Source organism: Amycolatopsis sp. NPDC003731 (assembly GCF_053586895.1).
Genome location: NZ_JBSFNC010000100.1, coordinates 1 through 25,370 on the forward strand (window position 1 = coordinate 1; position 25,370 = coordinate 25,370).

The following is a 25,370-nucleotide window of genomic DNA, read 5'->3' on the forward strand; positions in this document are numbered from 1 at the left end:
CGACACCGGCACCATGACCGCCGCCGAAGCCCGCGTCCACGCCTGCGACGCCATGATCATCCCCGCCGTCCTGACTCATTCGGGGCGTGGGAGGTCCCGAATGAGTCATTCGCGACCTTCGGGGAGCCCCCGGAGCAGGCGGCGAACGTCAGTGGATGTCCCAGGCCGGGCCCGGGTCCTCGGCGTCGTCGCGCAGGATTGTGCCCTCGATCAGGCCGTACGGCCGGTCCGCCGCGTAGAACACTTCGTTGTCGTTCTTCAGCCCGAACGGGCTCAGGTCTACCAGGAAGTGGTGCTTGTTCGGCAAAGACAGCCGCACTTCGGCGACCTCGGGCCGCTTCTCGAGCACCGACTCGCCCATTGCGTACAGCGTCTGCTGCAGCGAAAGGCTGTGCTTGGTCGCGAACGTCTCCAGCATCAGCCGCCGGATCTCGCGGTGGCTCTCCGCCCAGTCGAGGTTCTCGCCCTGGTAGCGCCACTTCGCCGTGACCGCCGTCGCCAGGATCCGGTCGCTCGTCTCGGCCAAGGTCGTGTACCGGTCGCGTGGGAAGCCGTGGAACTCCGAGCCCGTCGACTTCAGCAGTGTCAGGCCGTCGATGCCGGAGACCACCCACGCGCGGTCGCCCTGGACCGTCACCGCCGTCGTGCGGCGCTCGTCGCCGGAGCGGCTGAACGCGTGGTCGTGAGGCTCGCCGGCGACGGCGATCCGGTCCCAGCCGTGCTCCTCGATCTTGATCCGCGCGCCGGTGATGTTCTCCTGCGAGCCGACGAAGTGGCGGGCCAGCCGCAGGCCGAAGTCCTCGATCTCACCGACCGGCGCCTCCTTCGCGAAGGCGTACACCGTGTTCTTCTGCGTGTCGGTCGCCAGCACGCCGGCGTTGTCTCCGGTCAGGTGCGTCGCGGCCAGCTCGCCGCGCAGCGACGTCGACACGGTGAGGTCCTTCAGGTGGTGCACCGGGCCGTCGCGGCGCACCGTCACCAGGCGGACCTCCGCCTTGCCGTACTGGTTGGGGCCCAGGGTGATGGCCACGGTCAGCTCCCTCGGTAGGTCGAATAGGCGAACGGGCTGAGCAGGAGCGGCACGTGGTGGTGCGCGGTGCCGTCGGCGATCCGGAAGGTCAGGGTGACCTCCGGGAAGAAGGCGTCCGGGCCCAGGTAGGCGCCGGTGGCGAAGACCAGCCGGTAGGCGCCCGGCTCAAGAGTTTCCGGGCCGAGGTCGCGGATGCGGCCGTCGTCGTCGGTGCGGCCCTCGGCGATCGGCTTCCCGTCGGCGGTCTCGAAGCGGACGCCGATTCCCGCGGCCGGGCGTCCGGCCGCCGTGTCGAGGACGTGGGTGGTCACGAGGCTCACGCGGTCACCGCTTTCGCGAGTCGGAGTTCGGCGATCTTCAGCAGCTCACGGCCGGCGACGGCGAGCTCGGTGGCCGGGTCGTTGGCCAGCCGTTCGCGCAGGATCTTCAGGAGTTCGCCGCCGCTGCGGCCGCTCGCGCAGACCAGGTAGACGTGCCCGAACTTGGCTTCGTACTCGGCGTTCGCGGCGGCGAACGCATCCGGATTGTCCACACCGGACTGTTCGGAGCGGGCGAAGCCGCCCGCCGGTTTCTCGCCGATCCGCGGGTGCGCGGCCATCGCCTGCCGGATCTCGTCGCTGCTCAACGGCAGGTCGGCGGCGGCCTTCAGCGCGTCGAGGTCGGCGTACGGGCGCCCGGCCGACACGGCGTCGACCCACCGGGGCACGGCGAGGCACTCCGTCAGCAGCGGGCGGACGTCGGTGGTGTTGAACTCGGAGAGCAGCACGGACCGACCGTACGTCGGCACCGGAGTTCCGTCAACATTTTGTTGAAAGCGCTGGTCAGTCCGCTTCCCGGTTGAGGTAGTTGTAGACGGTGAAGCGCGTGACGCCCAGCGCGTCGGCCACCGAAGAGACGGATTTCCGCAGCCCGAAGGCGCCGCGTTCGCGCAGCAGCCGCACCGCCCGCTGCTTGCCCGCGCGGTCGAGTTCGCCCAGCTTGGCGCCCAGTTCCCGCTCGACGTCGGCGATCAGCCGGGCCAGCGCGTCGTTCAGCTCGACGACGGGGGCGCTGCCCGGATCGTCGGCCCGGCGCAGCTGCAGCGTGACGCGCGTGGCACCGCCGTCCAAGGCCGCCTTCGCGATCGCCGGGAGGGCTTCGAGCAGGTCTTTCGCCTCGCCGCGGGCGAGCGTGCCGAGCGGGCCGAAATCGGTGTCCAGCCCGGCTTCCTCGGCGGCGTCGCGCGCGGCGACGGCGTGCTCGGGCGGCGAACCCTCGCCGTGGAACGGTTCGCTGGTGAACTCCGCTTCTAGCCGCACGAAGATGACCGTAACGCGCGACGTCCGTCGTTGACGAGCGGCGCGCGCCGTGGTTACTGTCGTTGTGCGAAACCGCCTTTCCGTACTGTGAAATCGGCGGGTCACTCCTCCCGACGAAGGGCTTCGGATGGATCTTGTGGTGCGCGCCGCCCGGGCCGTGACGTCCGAGGGCGAAGTCCCGGCGACCGTCGGCGTCGACGGCGGCCGGATCGTCGCCGTCGAACCCGGCGGCGCCTCGCTGACCGGCGACCGCGTCCTCGACCTCGGCGACGACGTCGTGCTGCTGCCGGGACTGGTCGACACGCACGTCCACGTCAACGACCCCGGCCGCGCCGAGTGGGAAGGCTTCGAGACGGCGACCCGGGCGGCCGCCGCGGGCGGGGTGACCACGATCGTGGACATGCCGCTGAACAGCCTGCCGCCGACGGTCGACGTCGCGGCCCTGGAGGTCAAGCGCAAGGCGGCGACCGGCCGGGTGCACGTCGACGTCGGTTTCTGGGGCGGCGCGATCCCGGGCAACGCGGGGGAGCTGCGCGGCCTGCACGACGCCGGGGTGTTCGGCTTCAAGTGCTTTCTGTTGCACTCCGGCGTCGACGAATTCCCGCCGCTCGACCCGGCCGGGCTCGACGAAGCGTTGCGGGAGCTGAGTTCCTTCGACGCGCTGATGATCGTCCACGCCGAAGACGCCCACGAGATCGACGCGGCACCGGAGCCGCACGGCGGTCGCTATGTCGACTTCCTGCACTCGCGGCCGCGGCAGGCGGAGAACCTCGCGATCTCGCACGTCATCGAGGCGGCCCGCCGGAACGACGCGCGGGCGCACATCCTGCATCTGTCCTCTTCGGACGCTCTGCCGCTGATCGCTTCCGCGCGCCGCGACGGCGTGGCGCTGACGGCGGAGACCTGCCCGCACTACCTGAGTTTCGTCGCCGAAGAGATCCGCGACGGCGCCACGCAGTTCAAGTGCTGCCCGCCGATCCGCGAGGCGGCCAACCGCGAACTGCTGTGGCAGGGCCTCGCCGACGGGGTGATCGACACGATCGTCAGCGACCATTCGCCGTGCACGCCGGAGCTGAAACGCTTCGACAGCGGCGACTTCGGCCAGGCGTGGGGCGGGATTTCCAGCCTGCAGCTGGGGCTGCCGGCGATCTGGACGCAGGCGCGGCAGCGCGGGTTCGCGCTCACCGACGTCGTCCGCTGGATGGCCGAGCGCCCGGCGGCGCAGGCCGGGATGCGCCGCAAGGGCCACCTGGCGGCCGGGTACGACGCGGACTTCTGCGTGTTCGCGCCGGACGAGGCGTTCGTGGTCGACGTCGCGAAGCTGAAGCACCGCAACCCGGTCAGCGCCTACGACCGGCGGCCGCTCGCCGGCGTCGTGCGCTCGACGTGGCTGCGGGGCACCGAGATCACCGGCGACGAGCCGCGCGGCGCGCTGCTGACCCGGGGGAACTGCTGAAATGGAGGCGCTGGTGTCCGACCGTCCGGAGTGGACAGAACTGCCCGACCTCGCGTCCCGCCGCTTCGGCGGCACGGTGATGTGGGCGACCGACGAGCTGTTCGCCGAGAAGGAGAACCTGGTCAACCCGTGGGTGCCGGCGCACCGCGCGGAGACGTTCGGCCCTAAGGGCCAGGTCTACGACGGCTGGGAGACCCGCCGCCACCGCGAACCGGGCGACGACCAGGCGATCGTCCGCCTCGGCCTGGCCGGCACGATCACCGGCGTCATCGTCGACACGGCGTTCTTCAAGGGCAATTACCCCCCGTTCGTCTCGGTGGAAGCGACGTCGCTCCCGGCCTACCCGTCGGCGGCGGAGGTGGCCGCGGCCGAGTGGGACGTCCTGGTCGACCGCGCGCCGGCCGCGGGCCACACGGAGAACTTCTACGCGGTCAACGGTTCCCGGCGGTACACGCACGTCCGGCTGACGCAGCACCCGGACGGGGGAGTGGCCCGCCTGCGCGTCCACGGCGCACCGATCCCGGACCCGGCGCTGCTGGACGTGGACGCGCTCGACCTGGCGGCGCTCGAGAACGGCGCGATCGTCACGGGCTGCAGCAACCGGTTCTATTCGTCGCCCAACAACATCCTCTCGCCGGGCTTGGCGGCCCACCAGGCGGAGGGCTGGGAGACGGCCCGCCGCCGCGACGCGGGCAACGACTGGGTGACGCTCCGGCTGGCGGGCGCCGGGATCGTCCGGTTCGTGGAGCTGGACACGAGCAACCTGAAGGGCAACGCGCCGGGCTGGGCCTCGGTGAGCGGCCGGGAGACGTACGGCGAGTGGGTCCCGTTGCTGCCGAAGACGCGGTTGCAGCCGGACACCCGGCACCGGTTCGCGCTCCCGGACGGCCCGGAGGTGACGGAGGCGCGCCTCGACATCTACCCGGACGGCGGCCTGGCCCGGTTGCGCCTGTTCGGCCGGCTCACGGAGGCGGGCCGGACGAACCTGAAGGCCCGGTTCGACAAGACGCGCTGACCGGACCGCGGGCCGCCGCATCCCGCGGGCGGCTCGCGGTCAGTTCGCGTCGGGGCGGTTGAGGTAGGCGGAGGCCAGCGACAGGACGCAGGCGCAGCCGATGATCGCGCTGACCCACCACGGCATGCCCGCGACGATGCTCCACACGAAGCCGGCGGCCGCGAGGGCGGCCACGAGAAGGTTCCGGAACTGCAGCGGGGTCGGCTTGGCCATGCCGCCAGCCTCTCACGGCCCCTCGCTCGGCCCGCTCTCGCACCCTAGGGTTATTTGCCACATTGGTGAGGCGTTTAAGCCTAGGGTGCGAGAACGGCGTGTCAGACCTCCGCGCGTTCCCCGGGCTGGAGCAGGACGAGCCGGTCCGCCAGCCCGGCCGCCTCGAACGCCTCCCGCAGTGTCTCCGGCCCCTCGCTGAAGTGCCCCCAGCCCCGGAAGTGCAGCGGAACCACTTTCCGCGCGCCCAGCACCTTCGCTGCCTCGGCCGCGTCCGCGCTGGTCAGCGTCAGGGGTGCCCCGTCGAACAGCGGCGTCCGGGCCGCGCCGGCGAACAGCACCGCGATCTCCACCCGGAACCGCGCCGCGATCTCGCGGACCAGGTCGACCGAGGCGTTGTCGCCGCTCACGTACACCGTCGGCAGCCCGTCGCCGGTCAGCACGAAGCCGGTGACGTCGCCGGTGAGCCGCGCGGCCCCGTCCGGCCCGTGCAGCGCCGGGACCGCCGTGACGGTCAGCGGGCCCACCTGCGTCGATTCCCACGGCTCCAGGCCCCGCGCCGCCCCGCCGAGCCGCTCGGCGCCGGTGGGCGTGATCAGCGTCAGCGGCACCGTCGCGAGGTACGCGCGGCCGCGGTCGTCGAGGTTGTCGGGGTGCTGGTCGTGCGAGAGCAGGACGGCGTCCACCACCCCGGCCGCTTCTTCGGTCAGCACCGAATTCTCGGTCTTGACCAGCACGCGCTCACCGATCGGGTGGTCGCCGGGCGCGTCGAAGGTCGGGTCGGTGAGCAGCCGGACGCCGCCCAGCTCCAGCAGGGCGGTCGGGCCGCCGGAGAACGTGATCCCCGAGGTCATACCCGAGCCAACAGCGGCCGCCGCCGGGGTCTTCCCTACGGCGCCGACTGCCGCCGCGAGCTGATCACGCCGGTGTTGAACCCGGCCAGGTGCAGCCCGCCGGCGAAGCGCGCGTGCTCGATCTTCACGCACCGGTTCATCACGACGTCCAGTCCCGCTTCGCGCGCCCGGTCGGCCACCGGTTCGTGGCACAACCCGAGCTGCAGCCACAGCGTCCGCGCGCCGGCGTCGATGACCTCCTCGGCGACCTGCGGCAGGTCGTCGTGCCTGCGGAACACGCTGACCAGGTCCGGTTCGCCCGGGACGTCCTTCAGCGACGCGTACACCGGCTTCCCGAACAGGGTGTCCACGCGCGGGTTGACGAAGTTGACCTCGTAGCGCGTCGACGAGAGCAGGTAGGTCGCGACGAAGTAGCTGGGTCGCGCCGGGTTGGCCGACGCGCCGACCAGCGTCACCGACCGCGTCCGCCGCAGGATCGCGCGCCGCTCGACGGCGCTGACGTCGTGTGTCACCCGGCCACCGCCTTGCCGAGCGCCTGGTCGAGGTCCCAGAGGATGTCGTCGACGTCTTCCAGCCCGACCGACAGCCGGATCAGGTCGGGCCCGACGCCCGCGGCGGCGAGCTGCTCCTCCGACAGCTGTGCGTGCGTGGTCGAGGCCGGGTGGATGACGAGCGTCCGCGCGTCCCCGACGTTCGCCAGGTGCGACAGCAGTTCCACCGATTCGACGAACTTCTCGCCGGCCGCGCGGCCGCCGTCGATGCCGAAGGAGAACACCGCGCCCGGCCCGGCGGGCAGGTACCGGCGGGCCAGGTCGTGGTGCGGGTGCGACGGCAGCCCGGCGTAGGACACCCAGGCCACGCGCGGGTCGGCTTCGAGGTACTCGGCGACCGCCCGGGCGTTCGCCACGTGCGCGTCCATCCGCTGGGGGAGCGTCTCGACGCCCTGCAGCAGCAGGAAGGCCGAGTGCGGCGAGAGGACCGCGCCGATGTCCCGCAGCTGCTCGGCGCGCAGCCGGGTGCAGAACGCGTACTCGCCGAAGTTCTCCCAGTACCTGAGGCCACCGTAGCTGTCGACGGTCTCGGTCATCCGCGGGAACTTGCCGTTGCCCCAGTCGAACTTCCCGGACTCGACGACGATCCCGCCGAGCGTGGTGCCGTGCCCGCCGAGGAACTTCGTCGCGGAGTGCAGCACGATGTCGGCGCCGTGCTCGATCGGGCGGCACAGATAGGGCGTGGCGAGGGTGGCGTCGACGACCAGCGGGATGTCGTGGGCGTGCGCGAGGTCCGCCAGCGCGGCGAGGTCGGCGATGCCGCCGCCGGGGTTCCCGATGACCTCGGTGTAGAGCAGCCGCGTCCGGTCGGTGACGGCGGCGGCGTAGTCGTCGATGCCGCCGCTGACGAAGGTGGTCTCGACGCCGAAGCGCCGGAGCGTGCCGGTGAGCTGGGTGACGGTCCCGCCGTAGAGGCCGCTCGCGGAGACGATGTGGTCGCCGGCCTCGGTGAGCGAGCTGAAGGTGAGGAACTCGGCGGCCTGCCCGCTGGCGGCGGCCACCCCGCCGATGGCCCCTTCGAGGCTGGCGATCCGCTCTTCGAAGGCGGCGACGGTCGGGTTCCCGATCCGGCTGTAGACGTTCCCGTACTTCTGCAGCGCGAAGAGGTTCGCGGCGTCGGCGGCGTCTTCGAAGACGAAGCTCGTGGTCTGGTAGATCGGCACGGCCCGCGCCCCGGTCGCCGGGTCGGGCGTGCCGCCCGCGTGCAGGGCGCGGGTGCGGAAGCCCCAGCTGCGTTCACTCATCGCAGCCCACGGTAACCGCAGCATCCCCCGGATGACACGCCCTCTCACGGCGTGGGCGCGGCTACGCTCCACTCTCGTGACGGTGCGCTGGAGCGTGACGATCGACTGCGCGGAACCCCGCGTGCTGGCGAGGTTCTGGGCGGTGGCCCTCGGCTACATCGAGCGCCCGCCCCCGGCGGGGTTCGCGAGCTGGGAGGCGTGGTTCGCCGACAACGGCGTGCCCGAGGACGAGTGGGACGACGGGGCGTACCTGACCGACCCGGAGGGCGTCCTGCCGAGCCTGAGCTTCCTCAAGGTGCCCGAAGCCAAGGTCGCGAAGAACCGCCTCCACCTGGACGTCCAGGCCGGCGGCGGCCGCGAGGTGCCGTGGGAGACCCGCTGGGAGCGGGTGGTGGAGGCGATCGCCCGCCTGACCGCCGCGGGCGCGACCATCTTGCGCGAGGACAAGCTGGACGGCCGGCCCGACCACTTCGTGCTGGCGGATCCCGAGGGCAACGAGTTCTGCGTGCTCTGACCTGTCGACCCGGGCCTGCGCGTTCGTGTAGGCAGCGCACCCCCTGCACGAAGGAGCTGCCATGGCGTTCACCGCCGAAGAAGTCGACTACCTGCGTTCCCAACCGCTTGCCCGCGTCGCCACGCTCGGCCCGGGTGCGCAACCGGACCTCGTCCCGCTCGCCTTCGAATACGACGGCGAGCACTTCTGGGTCGGGGGCGTCGGTGCGGCCGTCGCGGCGACGCGCAAGTTCCGCAACGTCGCCGCCGGGCGCCGGAAGGTGGCGCTGCTGGTCGACGACCTGGTCTCGCTTCAGCCGTTCGTCGCCCGGGCGATTCGCGTCTACGGCGTCGCGGCCGACCCGGTCGAGCGCACCGGCCTGGTCGGGCCGGGGCTGTATGCGCGGATCACCCCGCGGATCTCCTGGAGCTGGAACATGGCCGGCGAGCCGGTCGGCGAGACCTGGTACGAGCCGCGGAGGGCGGTCCACCGCTGACCGCTCACGTCCACGGCAGCACCTTCCCGAACCGCACCAGCTCGCCGTAGGTCGCCGGGTCCACGTCGGCGAACACCAGGTCCAGCACCGCCCGCGCCGCCTCGTCCGGCGTCTGGGCCTGGCTGAAGTCGCTGAACCACGGCCGCGACGCCCGGGTGTCGATCAACCCCGGGCAGACCGCCGCCACCAGGGTGCCGGTTGCGAGGTCGGCCTCCCGGCGCCGGGCCGCCACCGCGCGGACCGCCGCGACCTGCGCCACCTTCGACGGCACGTTGATCCACTCCGGCCAGCCCGCCTCGGCGGCCGTGCCGTCGTGGATCGCCGCGCGCCAGTCCTCGACCGCCTTCTCCACCTCGTCCAGTGAGACGCCGTCGAAGCGCGCCCGCAGCGGCTCGGGCAGGTGGTCCAGGGTGCCCAGCGAGCTGGCCACGACCAGCAGCCGCCCGCCCGGCCGCAGGACCGGCCCGAACGACCGCAGCACCGCGTGGGTGCCGCCGTTCGCGACGTCGATGAAGACGTCCGCCTGCTCGGCCTGCGGGCGGCCCGGGTCGAGCGGGCCGACGGCGTTCGAGAGCACGATGTCGACCGGCGCGGCGAAGCGAGCCACCGCGGCCGGGTCGGAGACGTCGAGGACGCGCCCCTCGACCCGGCTGCGGGTCGCCGGATCGGCGGCGACCCTCGAAACAGCCGCCGCCACCCGCCCGGCGTCGCGGCCGGTGAGCAGGACGAGGTCTTCGGGAGCGAGGCGGGCGGCGAGCCCGCGGACGAGGGCGAAGCCGAGGCCCTGGTTGGCCCCGGTCACCACGGCAGTGCGTGTCATACCGCCACGCTAGGAGCGCGAACGCCATGCGAAAAGCGAGAATTAAGCATCCCTGGTATGCGTTAACGTCATGGACTTCGGTGACGTCTCCCTGGTCGCCCTGCGCGTGTTCCGCGAGGTCGCCGAGCGCGGCACCCTCACGGCGGCCGCCAAAGCGCTCGGCTACACGCAGTCCGCGGTGTCGCGGCAGATCGCGTCACTCGAACGGGTGGCCCGGACGCCCGTGCTGGAACGCAAGCCCGACGGCGTCCGCCTCACCGCGGCCGGGACCGTCGTGCTGCGCCACGCCGTCGCGGTGCTCGACGAGATCGACGCCGCCGGGCGCGAGCTGGCCGGGCTGCCCGCCGACGCCGGCACGGTCCGCCTGGGCTGGTTCCCCAGCGCGGGCGCGGTCCTGGTGCCCCGCGCGGTCGCCGAACTCCGGCGCACGCACCCCGCCATCACCGCGGTCACCCGGGAAGGCACGACGCCGGTCCTCGTCCGGGCCCTGCGCGCGGGCACGATCGATCTCGCTGTCCTCGGCTCGGTCCCGCCGTTCCGCCCACCCGACGCCGAGACGCCGGCGCTGCACCTGGAGACGCTCGCCGAACGCAGCCTCCGCCTCGCCGTGCCCGCGGGCCACCCGCTGGCCGGCGCCGGGCCGGTCGACGTCGCCGAGCTGCGCGGGCAGCGCTGGATCGCCGGGCCGTCGTCGGGGGAGGACACGCTGATGGGTGTCTGGCCGGGCCTCGACGAGCGGCCCGACATCGCCCACACCGCCCGCGACTGGCTGGCCAAGCTGAACCTGGTCGCCGCCGGCTGCGGGCTGACGACGTTGCCCGCGTCGCTCGCCGACGCCGTGCCGCCGGGCGTGCGGGTGCTGGACGTGCGCGGCGGCCCGGCGGAGCGGCGGCGAGTGCTGCTCGCGCGCCTCCCGGGTCCGCTGTCCGAGCCCGCGGCCCTGCTGGCCGACGTCCTGCGCCGCACCGCCGGATGACCCGGATCACGTTCATTCCGGTCACATCGCCCGCCGCCGCGGGGTCTACTGCTACGAGCGGCGACGGAAGGGACCAGACACAGTGGACGCGCTGACCGAGCGGTTCGAACGGGAGCGTCCGCGGCTGCGGGCGGTCGCCTACCGCATGCTGGGCTCGGCCGCCGAAGCCGACGACGCCGTCCAGGAGGCGTGGCTGCGGTTCCACCGCACCGACACCGGCGAGATCGACAACCTCCCCGCGTGGCTGACCACCGTGGTCGCCCGCGTGTGCCTGTCCCTGCTGCGCACGCGCCGCAACCACCGCGAAGAGCCCCTGGACGCCCAGCCCGAGCGGGACGACGACCGCCGCGACCCCGGCCAGGAGGCCGAGCTGGCCGACACCGTCGGGCTCGCGCTGCTGGTGGTGCTCGACGCGCTGGGGCCGGCCGAGCGCGTCGCGTTCGTGCTGCACGACATGTTCGCCGTGCCCTTCGACGAGATCGCGCCGGTGATCGGCAAGACCCCGGCCGCCACCCGGCAGCTCGCGAGCCGCGCCCGCCGCCGGGTGAAGGGCGGCGAGGCGGCGGACGCGGACCTGCCCCGGCGGCGCAAGGTCGTCGAAGCGTTCCTGGCGGCCTCGCGCGGCGGCGACTTCGAAGCGCTGCTGTCCCTGCTCGACCCGGACGTGGTGCTGCACGCCGACCGGTTCGTCGGCCCGAGCCCGGCGCCGATCGAGCTGCGTGGTGTCGAGAGCGTCCGCCGCGGCGCGATCCTGGCGTCCGAGCGGGCGCGGGCGAGCGAACTCGCCCTGGTCGACGGCGCTCCCGGCCTGCTCATGGTGCGCGACGGGCGGCCGGCCGTCGTCCTGGCGTTCCGCGTCGACGGCGACCGCATCACCGGCATCGAGGTCATCGCCGATCCCGAGCGGCTGGCGGTGTTGGAACTGGCGGTGCTCTAACCCAGGGCGGTGCGAAGGCGGGCTTCGCGCTCTGACGGCGTCTGGCGCGGGCAGCTCACGCACTTGGGGTTGCCGACTTCGTAGATCAGGCAGCACGAAGCACGCCGTACGGCCGGGGTGCGGCCGACGCGCACGAAACGCGGCTTCGGCAGGCCCAGGCCGATCGCGGCGACGAGGGGTTCGGCGAGGGCCATCGCGCGCTCCGGATCGGGCGTCCACAGCAGCCGGTTGCCGATGGAGTCGGTGGCGATCGCGCCGAGCGCGCGTTCCCGCGCCCCGCTGACGGCTGCGATGGTGCCGATCGCGGTGCCGAGGGCGCCGGTGAGCGCGGCACCTACCGCGGGGAGGCCACCGTCCAGCGGACGGGTCGATCGGGCGCCGAGGAACCGCCCGTCGGCGACGAGGTCGAGCTCCACGGCGGCCAAGCTCGGATCGACCGGCGTTCCGGCCACCAGGCCCTCGACGGCCGGGGCCACGAGGACCGACGACAGCGAGTACCACCAGATCGTGCCGAGCACCTCGGGTCGCGCGCAGCCGTACAGCTTCGCGGCGCCGCCGATGCGGGCCCGCACCCACTCCGCGTCCGCGAGCCGGGTCGCGGACGCGGTCCAGTCGGCCTTCACGCCTTCACCCTTCCAGACTCAGCGCGGCCGGTACGTGGAGACCGTGAACGAGATCGTCACCACCTGGGACTCGCTCAGCGCGTCCAGGCGCTCGCGGCGGCCGTCGCGGTCCAGGTGGAACCCGGCGGGACCCATCTCGACCGCCTGGCGCACCTGCCGCGGCGTCAGCTCGACCTCGCGCCGGACCTCCGTGCGGCCGGTGCGCGTGAAGTGCTCGCCGAGGGTGGCGTCCAGGCGTTCGTCCTTGCGCTCGTCGACGGCCAGCACGAGGTCCCCCAGCTCGCGGAGGTGGTCCGGCGCCGGCGCGGCGACGACCAGCAGGCCGCCGGGGCGCAGCACGCGGTGGAACTCCGGCCCGTTGCGCGGGGCGAAGACGTTCAGCACGACCGACGCCACGCCGTCGCCCACCGGCCACGGCTCCCACAGGTTCCACACCGCCGCGCCCAGCCGCGGGTGGGCCCGCGCCGCCCGCCGCAGAGCGACGGCCGAGACGTCCAGCGCGAGGCCGAACGCCTCCGACCCGTCCAGCACCCGTGCGAGGTAGTACCCCGTGCCCGCGCCGGCGTCGACGACCAGCCCGCCGGCCCCGGCGCAGACGCGGGCCAGCTCGTCGGCGAGGGGTTCGTACGCGCCCGAGGCGAGGAAGTCCGCGCGCGCCGCGACCATCGGTGCGGTGTCCGCCGTCCCGGCCGGGATTCGCGCGTGCAACAGGTTCACGTAACCCTGCCGGGCTAGATCGAAAGAGTGGCGATTCCCGCAACGCAGCGTGCGTCCCGCTGCGCCGATCGGGTCACCGCACACCGAACACCGCAGGGCCGCGACGACCGGGGGTGGCAGTGGGTCATTCCCGTGGTCGGCCGGTGTCATGGGGATATTCGACCACGACGTTTCGCAACCGGACACTCCAGGAGGGGTCGCGGGAAACCTGGCCGTAACAACCGGGCGCGGACAGTTCACGCGGGCGAAACCTCGCGCGCCGCCCCGTGAAACACCGCGCGCCAAAACTGCCAACGCACGAACCCAGGGCACGGGAGGACGATGTGCTGAACGCAGGAGACACCGCGTGGGTATTGGCCAGCGCCGCGCTGGTCATGCTCATGACCCCAGGACTGGCGTTCTTCTATGGCGGCATGGTCCGCGCGAAGAGCGTCCTGAACATGCTGATGATGAACTTCATCGCGCTGGCCGTGGTGGGGGTGCTGTGGGCCCTGTACGGCTTCTCGATGTCGTTCGGCGACGACGCTTTCGGAGGTTTCCTCGGTAACTTCCACTTCGCGGGCCTCGAAAACACCTTCGGGAAGCTCGCCGGGTTCGCGGTCGCCGCCACCGACACCACGCCGGCGGTCGCCTGGCCCGGTTCGGACGCGCTGCCGGTGCTCGCATTCGTGATGTTCCAGCTGATGTTCGCGATCATCACGCCCGCGCTGATCTCCGGCGCCATCGCCGACCGCGCGAAGTTCTGGGGCTGGACGCTGTTCGTCGTCATCTGGGTGACGGTCGTGTACTTCCCGGTCGCGCACTGGGTGTTCTCCTTCAACGGCTTCATCGGCGAGAACGCCGTCGGCGGCTGGATCGCCAACAACCTCAAGGCACTCGACTTCGCCGGTGGCACTGCGGTCCACATCAACGCCGGTGCCGCGGGTCTCGCCCTCGCCATCGTGCTCGGCAAGCGCAAGGGCTGGCCGAAGGACACCGGGCGCCCGCACAACGTCCCGTTCGTGCTCCTCGGCGCCTCGCTGCTGTGGTTCGGCTGGTACGGCTTCAACGCCGGGTCCGCCCTGGCCGCCAACGACCTCGCGGCCGTCGCGTTCACCAACACCACTGTCGCCACCGCCGCCGCCGTTCTCGGCTGGCTGCTGGTGGAGCAGCTCAAGTTCGGCAAGCCGACCACCCTCGGCGCGGCCTCCGGCGCGGTCGCCGGCCTGGTCGCCATCACCCCGGCGTGTGGTTTCGTGAGCCCGATCGGGGCCATCGCGATCGGCCTCATCGCCGGTGCGGTCTGCGCGCTCGCCATCTCGCTCAAGTTCAAGTTCGGCTTCGACGACTCCCTCGACGTCGTCGGCGTCCACCTGGTCGGTGGCATCGTCGGCACGCTGCTGATCGGCTTCTTCGGCACCACCAGCGTCAACGCGCTCGGTGCGGACGGCCTGTTCTACGGCGGCGGGTTCACCCAGCTGGGTCGCCAGGCCGCGGCCGCCGGTGCGGTGCTCGCGTACTCCTTCGTGCTGTCCTTCATCATCGGCTTCGTGATCAAGAAGGCCGGCGGCTTCCGCGTCAGCACCGAGGACGAGGTCAGCGGCATCGACGAAGCCCAGCACGCGGAAAGCGCGTACGACTTCACCGGATCCGGCGGTGGCCTCGGCCAGCCGACCACCATCCCGGTGAAGTCCGCCACCCCGGCCGCGAAACTCGAGGAGAGCAAGGCATGAAGCTCATCACGGCGATTGTCAAGCCGTTCACGCTCGACGACGTCCGCTCCGCGCTGGAGCAGCTGGGCGTGCTGGGCATGACGGTCAGCGAAGTCCAGGGCTACGGCCGGCAGAAGGGCCACACCGAGGTCTACCGCGGCGCGGAGTACTCGGTGGACTTCGTGGCCAAGCTGAAGGTCGAGGTCGTCACCGACGACACCAACGTGGAGAAGGTCCTCGAGGCCATCACCACGGCCGCGCACACCGGCAAGATCGGTGACGGCAAGGTGTGGGTGACGCCGGTGGAGACCGTCATCCGGGTACGGACCGGCGAGCGCGGCACGGACGCCCTATAAGGCGTCTGGGATGGCCGACGGGGGCGAACTGGTCAAGGCCACCGAGCGACTGCTCGAGGGCAGGCACGGGAGGCTGGGGGCGTCCGCTTTGCGGGCGGCCCTGGTCGACCTCTACGAGTTCTGGCTGGGCAGGGGAGCCTCGGCGGCCGGCGTCGACACCGCGGAACCGGGTGTCGCGCTGGTCGCCGTGGGCGGGCTCGGCCGCCGGGAGCTGGTGCCGTTCTCCGATCTCGACCTGCTGCTGGTGCACAACGGCAACAGCGGCGTCGGCGAGATCGCGGACGCGCTCTGGTATCCCTTGTGGGACGCGAAAGTCGGGCTCGACCACTCGGTCCGCACGCCGGGTGAGGCGCTGAAGGTCGCTTCGGAGGACCTGCGCGTGGCCATGGGCCTGCTCGACGCCCGGCACCTCGCCGGGGACGCCGAGCTGAGCGGCCGCCTGGTGTCCGCGGCGCGCGACCAGTGGCGCCGCACGGCGCGCAAGCAGATCCCGGACCTGACGGCGTCGGTCCGGCAGCGCTGGGCCCGCAGCGGCGAAATCGCGCAGTCCGCCGAACCGGACCTCAAGCACGGCCGGGGCGGATTGCGGGACTTCGCCGTCCTGGAAGCCCTCGCCGCGGCGCAGCTCACCGCGCGTCCGGGCGAGGAACTCCTGGAAGCGAAGGGACTCCTCCTCGACGTCCGCACGGAGCTGCGGCGTGAGATCCGGCGCGAACGGGACGTCCTGTCCGCGGCGGAGGCCGAACTGGTCGCGGCCGAGCTCGGCTTCGGCGACCGGTTCACGTTGGCCCGCAAGCTGTCCGGAGCGGGCCGCACGATCGCGTACGCCCTGGACGTGGCACTGCGGTCCACTGTGGAGCCACCTCGGTCACGCTTCGGGCGACGTCCGTCGCGGACGCCGCTCGCGGAAAACGTGGTGCTGCACGGCAACGAGGTGGCGCTGGCCCGCGACGCCGTGCCGGCCCGGGACCCGGCGCTGCTGCTGCGCGTCGCGGCGGCGTCGGCGCGCACGGGCAAGCCGATCGCGCTCGGCACGCTCAAAGCGCTGGCCGAGTCGGCCCCGGAGCTGCGCGCCCCGTGGCCGGCCGAGGCGCTGAACGCGCTGGTCGAGCTGCTGGGCGCCGGCGAGGGATTGGTCGACGCGGTCGAGTCCCTGGACCGGACGGGCCTGTGGTCCCGCCTGTTCCCGGAGTGGGGCGCGGTCCGCGACCTGCCGCCGCGCTCGCCGGTGCACCAGTGGACGGTCGACCGGCACCTGGTCCGCACGTGCGTCGAGGCGGCCAAGCTGACGACCACGGTGTCCCGCCCGGACCTGCTGCTGATCGGCGCGCTCCTGCACGACATCGGCAAGGGCCGCGACGCCGATCATTCGGAGCTGGGCGCCAAGATCTCGGCCCAGGTCGCGACCAGGCTGGGCCTCACCCCGGCCGACGTCGCCACGGTGTCGGCCGTGGTCCGCCACCACCTCCTGCTGCCGCACACGGCGACCCGGCGCGACATCAGCGAGCCGGCCACGGTGGCCCGGGTGGTGAAAACCCTGGACAGCGACCTCGTCCTGGTCGAGCTGTTGCACGCCCTGACCCAGGCCGACTCGCTGGCAACGGGCCCCGGGGTGTGGACGGACTGGAAGGCACGCCTGCTGGCGGAGCTGGTCTCGGGCTGCGAAGAAGTGCTGCACGGCAAGGGTTTCACGGCCCCTTCGCCGATGGACGACGAACAACGCGAGCTCGTCGCATCAGCGGTGGCCTCGGGCACGGGCGAGATCCGGATCAGCTCCCACGGAAAGGTGGTCACGGTCCTGCTGGCGGTCCCGGCCAGGGCGGAGCTCCTGGCCCCGGCGGCGGGCGTGCTGGCCCTGAACTCCCTGGAGGTCCACTCGGCGATCCTGCGAGGCCACAACGGCGGCCGCGCGGGAGTGTTCACGGCCTCGCCGAAGTTCGGGTCGCTCCCGGACGCGACGTTGCTGCGGGAGCAGTTCGCCCGGGCGGTGGCGGGCACGTTGCCACTGACCCAGCGCCTGGCGGCGAAGGAGCGTGACTACGGCTCGCCGGCCCCGGTGGCGCCCAAGGTGCTCTGGTTCGACGACGAGACATCGGGCCCGGACACGGTGGTGCTGGAACTGCGCGCGGCCGACCGGATCGGGTTGTTGTTCCGCGTGGCGGGAGCACTGCGCCGCTGCGACGCGGAGGTCCGCTGGGCCAAGGCGTCGACCCTGGGCGGAGCGGTGGTGGACTCGTTCGCGGTGACCCCCCGGAGCGGCCGCATCGAGCCGGGGTGGCGGCGCGAGGTGGAGCAGGCCGTCCTAGCCGCGGCGTCCTGAGGGTGTTGTTCGAAGCTGCGGGCGGCCGCAGCTTCGAACAATGCGGTAATTGATGTAACAAGTGGTCCGCCCGCCGCGAGTTCAGTCGCATGGCCGGGACGAAAAAGTGGTCGACGGACAGCAACGTAACGCCGAGCTGGCCGCCCTACAGAACGTGACCCCGGACAGCCGACGCCGGCTGGTCGAGAATGCGCTCCTGTTCAAATCCCGGGTCAGCGCTCTGTCCGGGCCGGACCGTGAGCGTCTAGTCTCGTTCATGTTCGCGAAGACCAAGGCCCACGAGTCGATCCTGAAGGAGTTCCGGGCCTCGGTGCTGCAGCGGTTCCCGGATGGCCGGATGTTCATCGACGACGTGCTCGTTCCGTTCTCGGACGCCTTCGAAGTGGTCACCCGGGCGAGCTACGCCGGCGGACCGGATGCCGAAGCGATCAACCGGCTGCTGGGCTGGCTGAACCAGCTGGGCAACACAGGCTGGATCCCGCCGGCGATCAGCTACTTCAGCCGCCCGACGGCCGATTCGGCGTCCCTTCTGCGGTTCCTGACCGACCTCGAACGGCTCGCCGGGAGCATGCTCATCCGCCGTGTGGACATCACCCGGCGGGTCGAGCGCTACGGGCGTGTTCTCGACTGGATGGAAAACGATCGCGACCTCTACTCGGACGAGTCGCCGCTGCAGCTCTCCCCGGCCGAGCAGGGCGAGACCCTCGGCAAGCTGGACGCCGAGATCTACACCGTTCTGCGGGTCCGCTCCTACGTCTTGCAACGCCTGAATTCCGCCCTGTCGGACGGCGGGGCCGGATACGACCAAGTACTTCGAGCCGACGAGCTGGCCGCCGTTCGTGCTGACGTCCCAGGTGCTCGCGAGCGACGTCTGGACCCTCGCCGTGCTGGACGAGCGTCAGGAGCTCCTGCTGAAGGTGCTCGGCGCCCTCTGGCGGCTGGAACCGGCGGCGTCCTAGGCGATCGCCGTGCCGTCGACCACCTGGTTGCGGCCCGCATCCTTGGCTCGGTAGAGGGCCTTGTCGGCGGCCTGCAGCAGGCGGTCGACGGCCGTTCCGCCGTCCGGGTAGGTGGCGACGCCGATGGAGGCGGACAGGCCGCCGATCGCGCGGGTGCCCGTGCCGTCCTCGTACTCGACGCGCAGGGACTCGATCGCCGAGCGGATGCGCTCGGCCACCGCCAGGACCGCCGCCGGCCCGATGTCCGGCAGCAGGACGACGAACTCCTCGCCGCCGAAGCGGCCGACCGAGTCGTAGTCGCGGACGGCGCTCTTGATCGTCGCCGCGACCGCGCGCAGCACCGTGTCGCCCGCCAGGTGGCCGTGCTCGTCGTTGATCAGCTTGAAGTAGTCCAGGTCGATCATCAGCACGCCGAACGTGCTGCGCGTGTTCCGCTGGGCGCGGGCCAGTTCGCGTGACGCGAGCAGGTGCCACCCGGTCGTGTTGAACAGGCCGGTCTTCTCGTCGGTCGTCGCGGCGATCTCCAGCTGCTTGATCAGCACCGCCCGGTGCAGCACCAGCAGCGGCGGCACGATCGCGACGGCGAGCGCGGGCAGCGTCGCCAGCGTCAACGCCGTGAGCAGGCCCAGGCAGAGCGTCGCGACCTCGAGGAGGTTGTCGCCGAGGCCGCCGAAGAACGCCTTGATCGTGCGCTTGGTGATCGTCAGCGCCGGGACGATGGTGATCGCCGCGACCAGGAAGTACGTGACGGCGGCCAGCGTGATGGCCGTGACGCCGCGCCAGCCCGCCGTCAGCGCCGCGTACATGTCCGGGACACCGAGGCGGCCCAAGACGAGTTCGGCCGAGTAGCAGGTGATGACGACCAGCGTCGCGTTCAGCGTCGTCCGGAACGGCGGGACGCGCTTGATCCGCGCGAGGCTGCGCGTCGCCAGGTGCAGGTAGAGGACGGCGATCAGCGCGGTGACCAGCGCGGGCGGCAGGAGCAGCACGCCGGCGAACGTCCAGACCGACGTCAGGTTGATGTGCGGGGTGTCGGACACCAGACGTCGGACGCGTTCGATCTTCCGGCCCAGCTCGGCCTGCAGCACGCCGAGGCCCGCGAGGACGCCGAAGACGGCCACGTCCCACCCGCGCGCGGGGACTTCCACGGCGCTCCAGGTGGTGGCCACGAGCGCCACGGACTCGACGAGGAAGCAGTAGAAGATCAGCGACCCGCGCTGCCGCCAGAGGGTCCAGTGAGCAGGGTTCAGCGCCCCACGGATCCGTCCCGCGCGGGGTTGGGCCGGACGGGCGCCGTCCATACTCAAGGCGGTGCAACTCCCCTGGGTGATCCGACGATCCGCATCCACCCCACCACACCGGGCGGCCGCGATCGATGATTGCCACACGTTCGGAGCAGTGAAGGGAGGCCGCCGCCATGCGCAACCGCGAGTCCTGAGGCCCCCGAGTCCCGAAGTCCGCGCGAACCGCCGGAGGGAGGCCGTCATGCGCAACCGCGAATCCTGAGCCGCTGTGCCCCTCGTCCGCCCGTGTTCGAGAGGAGCTGTCGTGCGCAATCGCGAGTCCTGAAATCGATGCGATCCCTGTCCACCCGTGCCCGGAGGGAGAGCCGCCGTGCGCAACCGCGAGTCCTGAGCTTCGCCGTGACCCCCGTCCGCCTGTGCTCGAGAGGAGAGCTGTCGTGCGCAACCGCGAGTCCTGAGACCTGCCGTGACCCCGTCCACCTGCTTGAGAGGAGCCGTCGTGCGCAACCGCGAGTCCTGACCCAGCCGTGCACCCCGTCCGTTCCCGTCCGAGAGAGGAATCGTCACCATGCGCAACCGTGAGTCGTGAATTCGCGCCGGAGGAGGATCCGGCCGGCCCTCATCCGCGGGCCCGGGTGGGACCGCTCAGGCGGTCGCGCCGCCGTCGACGACCAGATCGTGTCCCACGGTGAACGCGGCTTCGTCCGAAGCCAGCCACAGCACCGCGGCGGCCACTTCGGCGGTGGCACCCACCCGGCCCAGCGGAATCGCGCCCTTGAGCCGCTCGGCGCGATCGGCGTCCGTCTCGCCGGGACGCCGGGACATGTCCGTGTCGGTCGCGCCCGGGCTGACGGCGTTGATGCGGACACCGTCGGCGATGTGGTCGCGCGCCGCCGTCCTGGTCAGCGCGCTCACCGCGGCCTTCGACGCCGCGTAGGCCGCCATGTTCGGCAGCCGGCCGTGCGCGCCGATGTTCGACGCCATGTTGACGATCGCGCCGCCGCCGTGCGCCCGCATGTGCGCGACCTCGTGCTTCAGGCACAGCCACGTCCCGGTGACGTTCGTGCCCAGCACCGCCCCGAAGTCGTCCTCGCCGAGGTCCGCGGCCGGGGCCGGCGACCCGAGGATGCCCGCGTTGTTGAACGCGACGTCCAGCCCGCCGTGCCGCGCGACGACCGTCTCCACCATCCGCGCCACGTCCGCGGAGTCGGTCACGTCGACCGTCACCGCGCTCGCGTCACCGCCGATGTCCCGCACCGCCGACTCGAGCCGCTGCCCGTCGCGCCCGGCCACGACCACCGTCGCGCCTTCGTCCGCGAACGCGCGCGCCGTCGCCCGTCCGATACCCGAGCCGCCGCCCGTCACCAGGACGACCTTGCCCGCAAAACGTGCCCCCATCGTGGTCCTTCTTTCTGGTCTGATCAGTCTTGAATGAGCAGGCGCAGCGCCTGGGAGACGGCTGCGTTCACCCGGCTCGCCGCGTCGGTGCCCTTGCCCAGGACGCGCAGTCCCTGCAGCACGGTGAGCAGGAAACGCGCCAGCGTCGCCGGGTCGCTGCCGGCGGGGAGTTCGTCCTGGGCCTTCGCGCGTTCCAGCGCCATCGTGAGGGCGACCTCGAGGGTGTCCCAGCTGCGTTCCACCACCCGCGCGACTTCGGGATCGTGGGGGAGCAGCTCGATCGCCGCGTTGACGACGAAGCAGCCCATTCTCGTTTCGTCGCCCAGGATTTCCGCGGCGTACGCGTCGAACAGCCGGCGCACGGCGGCCACTCCGGAACCCGGCTTCGACAGCTGGGCCATCACTCGTGCGTCGGTCCGTTCGGCGTAGCGCTTCAACGCCGTGACGTAGAGGTCGTGCTTCGTGCCGAAGGTGGCGTACAGGCTCGCCTTGGCGACGCCGAGGTGCGTGACGAGGTCGCTGACCGACGTCGCCTCGTACCCCTGCCGCCGGAAGAGCGTGAGCGCGCCGTCGCAGGCTTCGCCGACGTCGAACTCCTTGACCCGCGACATGATCGAACCCTAGCCGTATCGAGAACGCTCGGTCAAATATGTGGATGGCGGTGTGTCGCGTCCGGTCACGGCGCGTGCGGTGGCACTATGGCTGCTTCGACCGGCCCGAGGGGGTGAGCGATGCAGGATCGGCTGACGCTGCCGCCGACCGTCGTCGCCACCCACCTGCGGTCCTGCGCCGAGGAACTCGCCGCCGGACTGCGCTGTGGCGGCCCGGGTGCGACGACGGCCGAGCTCACCGACGTCGTCGCCCAGCTGGTCGCCGGGCAGGAGGCCATTTCCCACGCGCTCGCCGGCCTCGCCGCCCGGGTCGAAGGCGGTTCGGCCGCCCTCGCCGCGGCGCCGCCGCTGGACGTCGAGGTGGTCACCGAGGTGCTCCGCGCGGCCGCGATCGCTTCCCGGTGCTCGGCGGAGGCGCTCGACGAGGTCACGCCGTCGTTCGAATGTGTGAGCGAATCCGTCTCGCCTGACACCCGTTTGTAGCTGTCGATCCGCCGCGGCCGCTGTCTAGCCTGGGAGCTGCGGAGGTGGCACGGATGCGCGCAGTGTGGACCGGCACGATCGGGTTCGGCGGTTACGCCATCCCGGTGAAGGCGTACAGCGCCACCGAGGAGAGGGAAATTCCGCTGCACCAGGTGCACGAGCCCGACGGCGGCCGTATCCGGGTCAAGCGCGTGTGCGAGGTCGACGGCGCCGAGGTACCGCCCGAGGAGATGGTCCGCGGCTACCCCCTCCCCGGCGGCGACGTCGTCCTGCTGTCCGACCACGAGCTCGCGTCGCTCCCGATGGCGGGCCGCACGATCGCCATCCGCGGGTTCGCGCCGGCCCCCGACGTCGATCCGCTCTGGTTCGCCAAGAGCTACTACCTCGAACCCGAACCCGCGGGCACGAAGCCGTACGTGCTGTTCAGCGAGGCACTCCAGCAGTCGGGCCGGCTCGCGCTGGTCACCGTCGCGCTCCGCCGCCGCGAGACGCTCGGGGCGCTGCGCGTCCGCGACCAGGTGATCGTGCTGGAGACGATGCGCTGGCCCGACGAGGTGCGCACCCCCGACTTCCCGTTCCAGCACGCCGACGTCGACATCCGCCCCGGCGAGCTGCGGCGCGCGGTGAACCTGATCGAAGAGCTGACCGGCGAGTTCGACCCCGGCCGCTACCCCGACCGTTACCGCGAGGCCTTCGAAGCGTTGGTCCAGGCGAAGATCGACGGCGCCGAGGTCGTCCAGCCGACGGCCGCGGAGCAGGCCGAGGGAGTAACCCGCCTGCTGGCGGCGTTGCAGGAGAGCGCCGCTGAAGCGGAGGACGCGCGCAACGCGGCCGTCACCAAAGCCAAGGCGGCTGCTTCGAGGGCCGCCAAGGCGCGTACAACGGCGAAGCGAGCCGCGACGCGCAGCCGTGGCCGCGCGAAGACGACTTGAGTATTACTACCCACGGGTAATTGAGGGTTCTCACACTCAACCCGCCACCCCTCGGCGCGGCAGACTTCCTTCTGCCAGCGAGTACCGGATCGCCGGCGAGGGGGGAAGTCCGGACGGCCCCTGGGGAGGTGAGCCGTCCAGACGCCAGGGTTCCGGGGCGGGCCGGAGGAGGAGCGGCCCGTTTCCGGAACCCGTCCCGCACCGCGGGGAGGCGGCGCGGGACACCAAGGGGGTGTCCGAAGGCTGCCGTGGAGGGATCGAGGGGTCTCCACGGCAGCTTTCAGGCGTCCGCGACTCGGATCAGCAGGTCGGCGGCCAGCCGGAGCAGCTGCTGCTCGGTCGGCGAGAGCGTCGACTCGATGGCCCCGGCCAGCCAGCGTTCGCGTTGGGTGCTGTACCGGCGCAGGACGGCCAGGCCCTCGTCGGTGATGCTGACCCGCGAACGGCGCCCGTCGTCGGGGTCCGGCGTCCGCTCGATGTGGCCGCGGAGGTCGAGCGACGCCAGGATGCGGGTGAGCGACTGCGGCTGCAGCCGTTCCGCTTCGGCCAGCTCGGTGGGCGTCTGCGTGCCCGCGCGGTAGAGCCGGCTCAGCACCGCGAGCACGGCCGGTCCGGGGATGTGCCGGTCCGCCTCCGCGCGCATCCGCCAGTTCAGCCGTCCGACGCCTTCGCGCACCCGCCGGGACAGGTCGGCGAGTTCGGCGTCGGCGGTGACCCGCGCGGCGGTCTCGTCAAGGGTCCGGGCCGGTTCCGTGTGCATGGACCCACATTAGGTGTTCCCTCGGACCAGCCGGGCATAACGCCCACCGCGCGTCAGCAGCTCGTCGTGCGTCCCGCGTTCCACGATCCGGCCCTCGTGCAGCACCACGATCTGGTCCGCGTGCTCCACAGTGGACAGCCGGTGCGCGATCGTCAGCGTCGTGCGGCCGGCGGCGAGCCTGTCCAGCTCGGCCTGCACCGAACGTTCGGTGCGGGTGTCGAGCGCGCTGGTCGCCTCGTCGAGGATGAGCACCGGTGGGCTGCGCAGCATCACCCGGGCGATCGCGATCCGCTGCTTCTCGCCGCCGGAGAAGCGGTAGCCGCGCTGGCCGACGACCGTGTCGTAACCCTCCGGCAGCCCGGCCAGGGTGTCGTGGATGTGCGCGGCCTTCGCCGCCCGTTCGATCTCGTCGTCCGTCGCGTCCGGCTTGGCGAAGCGCAGGTTCTCCCGCACCGTGTCGTGGAAGAGGTAGGTCTCCTGCGACACCAGCCCCACGCCGGCCGCGAGCGAAGCCAGCGTGACGTCCCGGACATCGGTGCCGTCGATCGTCACGGAGCCGCCGCTTACCTCGTACAACCGGGCGACGAGGTAAGCGAGCGTCGTCTTGCCCGAGCCCGTCGAACCGACCAGTGCCGTCGTGGTCCCGGCCGGCACGTCGAGGTCGATGTCCCGCAGCGTCGGCGGGCCGTCTTCGGCGTAGCGGAACGAGACGCCCCGCATCGAGACGTCGCCGCGGCGCACCTCCAGCTCCCGCGCACCGGGCTTGTCCGCGATCTCCACCGGCAGGTCCAGGACCTCGAAGATGCGGCCGAACAGCGCTTTCGACGTCGCCACGTTCTGGCCGATGGTCTGCATCGCGCTCGCCGGCGCGACCAGCCGGTTGAGCATGCTGGTGAACGCCACGACGGTGCCGAGCGAGATCGGCGACGCCCCGCCCGCCAGCGCCAGCCCGGCGATCCAGTAGACCAGCGCCGGGATCACCGTCAAGCTCATCGCCCGCGACGCGATCTGCCAGCGGCCGGCCAGTGCGGCCGCTCGTTCCAGCGAAGCGATCTCCCGCGACTCCGCCGCGAAACGCTCGCGCATCGCCCGCTCGTTGCCCATGGTCTTGGCGAGCAACACCCCGGTGACCGACAGGGACTCTTCGACCATCGTGGTCAGCCGGGCCATCCGGCGGGTCCGGCCGCGGGCCAGGATCCGCCGCTTCTTGCCCAGCCGCAGCGTGAACAGCAGGAACAACGGCACGACGATCAACGACAGCGCCGCGAGCTGCCAATCCAGCAGGACCAGGGCCACCGCGATGGCGATCGTCGTGGTCGCGTTCTGGACCATCGACCCGGCCGTCGTGGTGATCACGTTGTCCACCCCGCCGATGTCGTTGAACACCCGCGAGAGCACTTCGCCGCTCTTCGTCCGCGTGAAGAAGCCGAGCGACATCCGCTGGAAGTGGCCGTACACCGAGACGCGCAGCTCGTTCATGACCCGCTGCCCGATGGTGTTGGACAGCCCGGTGGTGGCGACACCGAGGGAGCCGCTGCCGACCGCGCAGACGATCATCCCGGCCGCCAGGAGGCTGATCAGCAGCGTGTCGCGGTGCGGCAGGGCGTCGTCGAGGATCTCGCGCAGCAGGAACGGCGACACCACGCCGAGGCCCGCCTGCACGACGATCAGCGCGAACAGCGCGGCGAGCGGCCCCCGGTGCGGGCGGAACAGCCCGGCGATCCGCCGCAGCGGAACGGGTGCGTCGGCGTCGGCGGCCGGTTCGCTCAGGACAGCGGTCATGCACCTATGTTTACCAAAATCCGCCGTCGGCGCCACCGATTTCCCCGAAGTAACACAAAAGTGGAGCCACACACTGTTTAACGTATGCGTACGAACGCGCGCACACCCGCGAAG

27 protein-coding genes are annotated in these 25,370 nt (G+C 71.9%); 11 read left to right on the forward strand and 16 right to left on the reverse strand.

Annotated elements, in window-relative coordinates:
- Positions 1-148: 148 nt before the first annotated feature.
- Genes pucL through ACWDN5_RS32165 form a run of 4 tightly spaced genes read right to left on the reverse strand, consistent with a single transcriptional unit; the run spans position 149 to position 2,328 of the window.
- The gene (gene pucL / locus ACWDN5_RS32150; RefSeq protein ID WP_449678904.1) at positions 149-1,030 is read right to left on the reverse strand and encodes a factor-independent urate hydroxylase; all 882 of its coding nucleotides are present in this window, start codon (positions 1,028-1,030) and stop codon (positions 149-151) included.
- Between the two features lie 2 nt (positions 1,031-1,032).
- Positions 1,033-1,350: a hydroxyisourate hydrolase gene (gene uraH / locus ACWDN5_RS32155; RefSeq protein WP_449678905.1), complete on the reverse strand. Its 318-nt coding sequence runs from the start codon at positions 1,348-1,350 to the stop codon at positions 1,033-1,035.
- Entirely contained in the window at positions 1,347-1,796 is a 450-nt protein-coding gene (locus ACWDN5_RS32160) for a 2-oxo-4-hydroxy-4-carboxy-5-ureidoimidazoline decarboxylase (RefSeq protein ID WP_310974470.1), read from the reverse strand. The genes uraH and ACWDN5_RS32160 overlap by 4 nt, the downstream gene beginning before the upstream one ends.
- A gap of 55 nt (positions 1,797-1,851) precedes the next feature.
- Positions 1,852-2,328 carry a helix-turn-helix domain-containing protein gene (locus ACWDN5_RS32165; RefSeq protein ID WP_449678906.1) on the reverse strand — a complete coding sequence of 159 codons (477 nt, stop codon included), beginning with the start codon at positions 2,326-2,328 and terminating at the stop codon, positions 1,852-1,854.
- A gap of 127 nt (positions 2,329-2,455) precedes the next feature.
- On the opposite strand from ACWDN5_RS32165, the gene allB reads away from it, so the two are divergent.
- Both allB and alc read left to right on the forward strand, forming a co-directional pair.
- Positions 2,456-3,784: an allantoinase AllB gene (allB, locus tag ACWDN5_RS32170; protein WP_449678907.1), complete on the forward strand. Its 1,329-nt coding sequence runs from the start codon at positions 2,456-2,458 to the stop codon at positions 3,782-3,784.
- A 1-nt stretch (position 3,785) separates the two neighbouring features.
- The gene (alc, locus tag ACWDN5_RS32175; protein WP_449678908.1) at positions 3,786-4,799 is read left to right on the forward strand and encodes an allantoicase; all 1,014 of its coding nucleotides are present in this window, start codon (positions 3,786-3,788) and stop codon (positions 4,797-4,799) included.
- Between the two features lie 39 nt (positions 4,800-4,838).
- Here the strand turns inward: alc and ACWDN5_RS32180 are convergent, their stop codons facing one another.
- From ACWDN5_RS32180 to ACWDN5_RS32195, 4 genes are all read right to left on the reverse strand, one after another.
- Complete coding sequence (locus tag ACWDN5_RS32180) at positions 4,839-5,012, reverse strand: hypothetical protein (RefSeq protein ID WP_310974466.1); 174 nt, start codon at positions 5,010-5,012, stop codon at positions 4,839-4,841.
- A 101-nt stretch (positions 5,013-5,113) separates the two neighbouring features.
- Positions 5,114-5,863 (reverse strand): MBL fold metallo-hydrolase, encoded by a 750-nt coding sequence (locus tag ACWDN5_RS32185; RefSeq protein WP_449678909.1) that lies wholly within the window; start codon positions 5,861-5,863, stop codon positions 5,114-5,116.
- Positions 5,864-5,898: 35 nt separating this feature from the next.
- Positions 5,899-6,375: a CoA-binding protein gene (locus ACWDN5_RS32190; protein WP_449678910.1), complete on the reverse strand. Its 477-nt coding sequence runs from the start codon at positions 6,373-6,375 to the stop codon at positions 5,899-5,901.
- Positions 6,372-7,658, reverse strand: coding sequence for an O-acetylhomoserine aminocarboxypropyltransferase/cysteine synthase family protein (locus ACWDN5_RS32195; RefSeq protein ID WP_449678911.1), 1,287 nt, complete (start codon positions 7,656-7,658; stop codon positions 6,372-6,374). Before ACWDN5_RS32195 ends, ACWDN5_RS32190 begins: the two co-directional genes overlap by 4 nt.
- Before the next feature lie 94 nt (positions 7,659-7,752).
- Between ACWDN5_RS32195 and ACWDN5_RS32200 the strand changes: the two genes are divergently transcribed.
- Positions 7,753-8,172, forward strand: a complete 420-nt coding sequence (locus ACWDN5_RS32200) for a VOC family protein (RefSeq protein WP_449678924.1) — start codon at positions 7,753-7,755, stop codon at positions 8,170-8,172.
- A 61-nt stretch (positions 8,173-8,233) separates the two neighbouring features.
- On the forward strand, positions 8,234-8,647 hold the full coding sequence (locus tag ACWDN5_RS32205; RefSeq protein WP_310974462.1) for a PPOX class F420-dependent oxidoreductase: 414 nt from the start codon (positions 8,234-8,236) through the stop codon (positions 8,645-8,647).
- Positions 8,648-8,651: 4 nt separating this feature from the next.
- Here the strand turns inward: ACWDN5_RS32205 and ACWDN5_RS32210 are convergent, their stop codons facing one another.
- Positions 8,652-9,467, reverse strand: a complete 816-nt coding sequence (locus tag ACWDN5_RS32210; RefSeq protein WP_449678912.1) for an SDR family NAD(P)-dependent oxidoreductase — start codon at positions 9,465-9,467, stop codon at positions 8,652-8,654.
- Positions 9,468-9,537: 70 nt separating this feature from the next.
- Here ACWDN5_RS32210 and ACWDN5_RS32215 point away from each other — a divergent pair, with 70 nt between their 5' ends.
- Positions 9,538-10,443 (forward strand): LysR family transcriptional regulator, encoded by a 906-nt coding sequence (locus tag ACWDN5_RS32215; protein WP_449678913.1) that lies wholly within the window; start codon positions 9,538-9,540, stop codon positions 10,441-10,443.
- Between the two features lie 82 nt (positions 10,444-10,525).
- On the forward strand, positions 10,526-11,380 hold the full coding sequence (locus tag ACWDN5_RS32220; protein WP_310974459.1) for a sigma-70 family RNA polymerase sigma factor: 855 nt from the start codon (positions 10,526-10,528) through the stop codon (positions 11,378-11,380).
- Here ACWDN5_RS32220 and ACWDN5_RS32225 read toward each other — a convergent pair.
- The gene (locus ACWDN5_RS32225; RefSeq protein WP_449678914.1) at positions 11,377-12,003 is read right to left on the reverse strand and encodes a (2Fe-2S)-binding protein; all 627 of its coding nucleotides are present in this window, start codon (positions 12,001-12,003) and stop codon (positions 11,377-11,379) included. The two genes, ACWDN5_RS32220 and ACWDN5_RS32225, sit on opposite strands and share 4 nt — an antisense overlap.
- Positions 12,004-12,021: 18 nt before the next feature.
- On the reverse strand, positions 12,022-12,870 hold the full coding sequence (locus tag ACWDN5_RS32230; protein WP_449678915.1) for a putative RNA methyltransferase: 849 nt from the start codon (positions 12,868-12,870) through the stop codon (positions 12,022-12,024).
- Positions 12,871-13,043: 173 nt separating this feature from the next.
- Between ACWDN5_RS32230 and ACWDN5_RS32235 the strand changes: the two genes are divergently transcribed.
- Genes ACWDN5_RS32235 through ACWDN5_RS32245 form a run of 3 tightly spaced genes read left to right on the forward strand, consistent with a single transcriptional unit; the run spans position 13,044 to position 17,087 of the window.
- The gene (locus ACWDN5_RS32235; RefSeq protein WP_449678916.1) at positions 13,044-14,432 is read left to right on the forward strand and encodes an ammonium transporter; all 1,389 of its coding nucleotides are present in this window, start codon (positions 13,044-13,046) and stop codon (positions 14,430-14,432) included.
- A complete protein-coding gene (locus ACWDN5_RS32240; RefSeq protein ID WP_013223833.1) occupies positions 14,429-14,767 on the forward strand; it encodes a P-II family nitrogen regulator in 339 nt (112 codons plus the stop codon). The genes ACWDN5_RS32235 and ACWDN5_RS32240 overlap by 4 nt, the downstream gene beginning before the upstream one ends.
- Before the next feature lie 10 nt (positions 14,768-14,777).
- Entirely contained in the window at positions 14,778-17,087 is a 2,310-nt protein-coding gene (locus ACWDN5_RS32245; protein WP_449678917.1) for a [protein-PII] uridylyltransferase, read from the forward strand.
- A gap of 955 nt (positions 17,088-18,042) precedes the next feature.
- Here the strand turns inward: ACWDN5_RS32245 and ACWDN5_RS32250 are convergent.
- The 3 genes from ACWDN5_RS32250 to ACWDN5_RS32260 form a co-directional block, all read right to left on the reverse strand.
- Positions 18,043-19,347 (reverse strand): GGDEF domain-containing protein, encoded by a 1,305-nt coding sequence (locus ACWDN5_RS32250; RefSeq protein WP_449678918.1) that lies wholly within the window; start codon positions 19,345-19,347, stop codon positions 18,043-18,045.
- 588 nt (positions 19,348-19,935) lie between these two features.
- Positions 19,936-20,688: a glucose 1-dehydrogenase gene (locus ACWDN5_RS32255; RefSeq protein ID WP_449678919.1), complete on the reverse strand. Its 753-nt coding sequence runs from the start codon at positions 20,686-20,688 to the stop codon at positions 19,936-19,938.
- Positions 20,689-20,711: 23 nt separating this feature from the next.
- Entirely contained in the window at positions 20,712-21,299 is a 588-nt protein-coding gene (locus ACWDN5_RS32260; RefSeq protein ID WP_449678920.1) for a TetR/AcrR family transcriptional regulator, read from the reverse strand.
- 120 nt (positions 21,300-21,419) lie between these two features.
- Here ACWDN5_RS32260 and ACWDN5_RS32265 point away from each other — a divergent pair, with 120 nt between their 5' ends.
- Complete coding sequence (locus ACWDN5_RS32265; protein WP_013223841.1) at positions 21,420-21,782, forward strand: hypothetical protein; 363 nt, start codon at positions 21,420-21,422, stop codon at positions 21,780-21,782.
- Positions 21,783-21,835: 53 nt separating this feature from the next.
- Entirely contained in the window at positions 21,836-22,714 is an 879-nt protein-coding gene (ku, locus tag ACWDN5_RS32270; RefSeq protein ID WP_449678921.1) for a non-homologous end joining protein Ku, read from the forward strand.
- Positions 22,715-22,994: 280 nt separating this feature from the next.
- Here ku and ACWDN5_RS32275 read toward each other — a convergent pair whose 3' ends face one another.
- On the reverse strand, positions 22,995-23,474 hold the full coding sequence (locus ACWDN5_RS32275; protein ID WP_310974448.1) for a MarR family winged helix-turn-helix transcriptional regulator: 480 nt from the start codon (positions 23,472-23,474) through the stop codon (positions 22,995-22,997).
- A gap of 9 nt (positions 23,475-23,483) precedes the next feature.
- Complete coding sequence (locus ACWDN5_RS32280) at positions 23,484-25,256, reverse strand: ABC transporter ATP-binding protein (RefSeq protein WP_449678922.1); 1,773 nt, start codon at positions 25,254-25,256, stop codon at positions 23,484-23,486.
- Positions 25,257-25,370 lie beyond the last annotated feature (114 nt).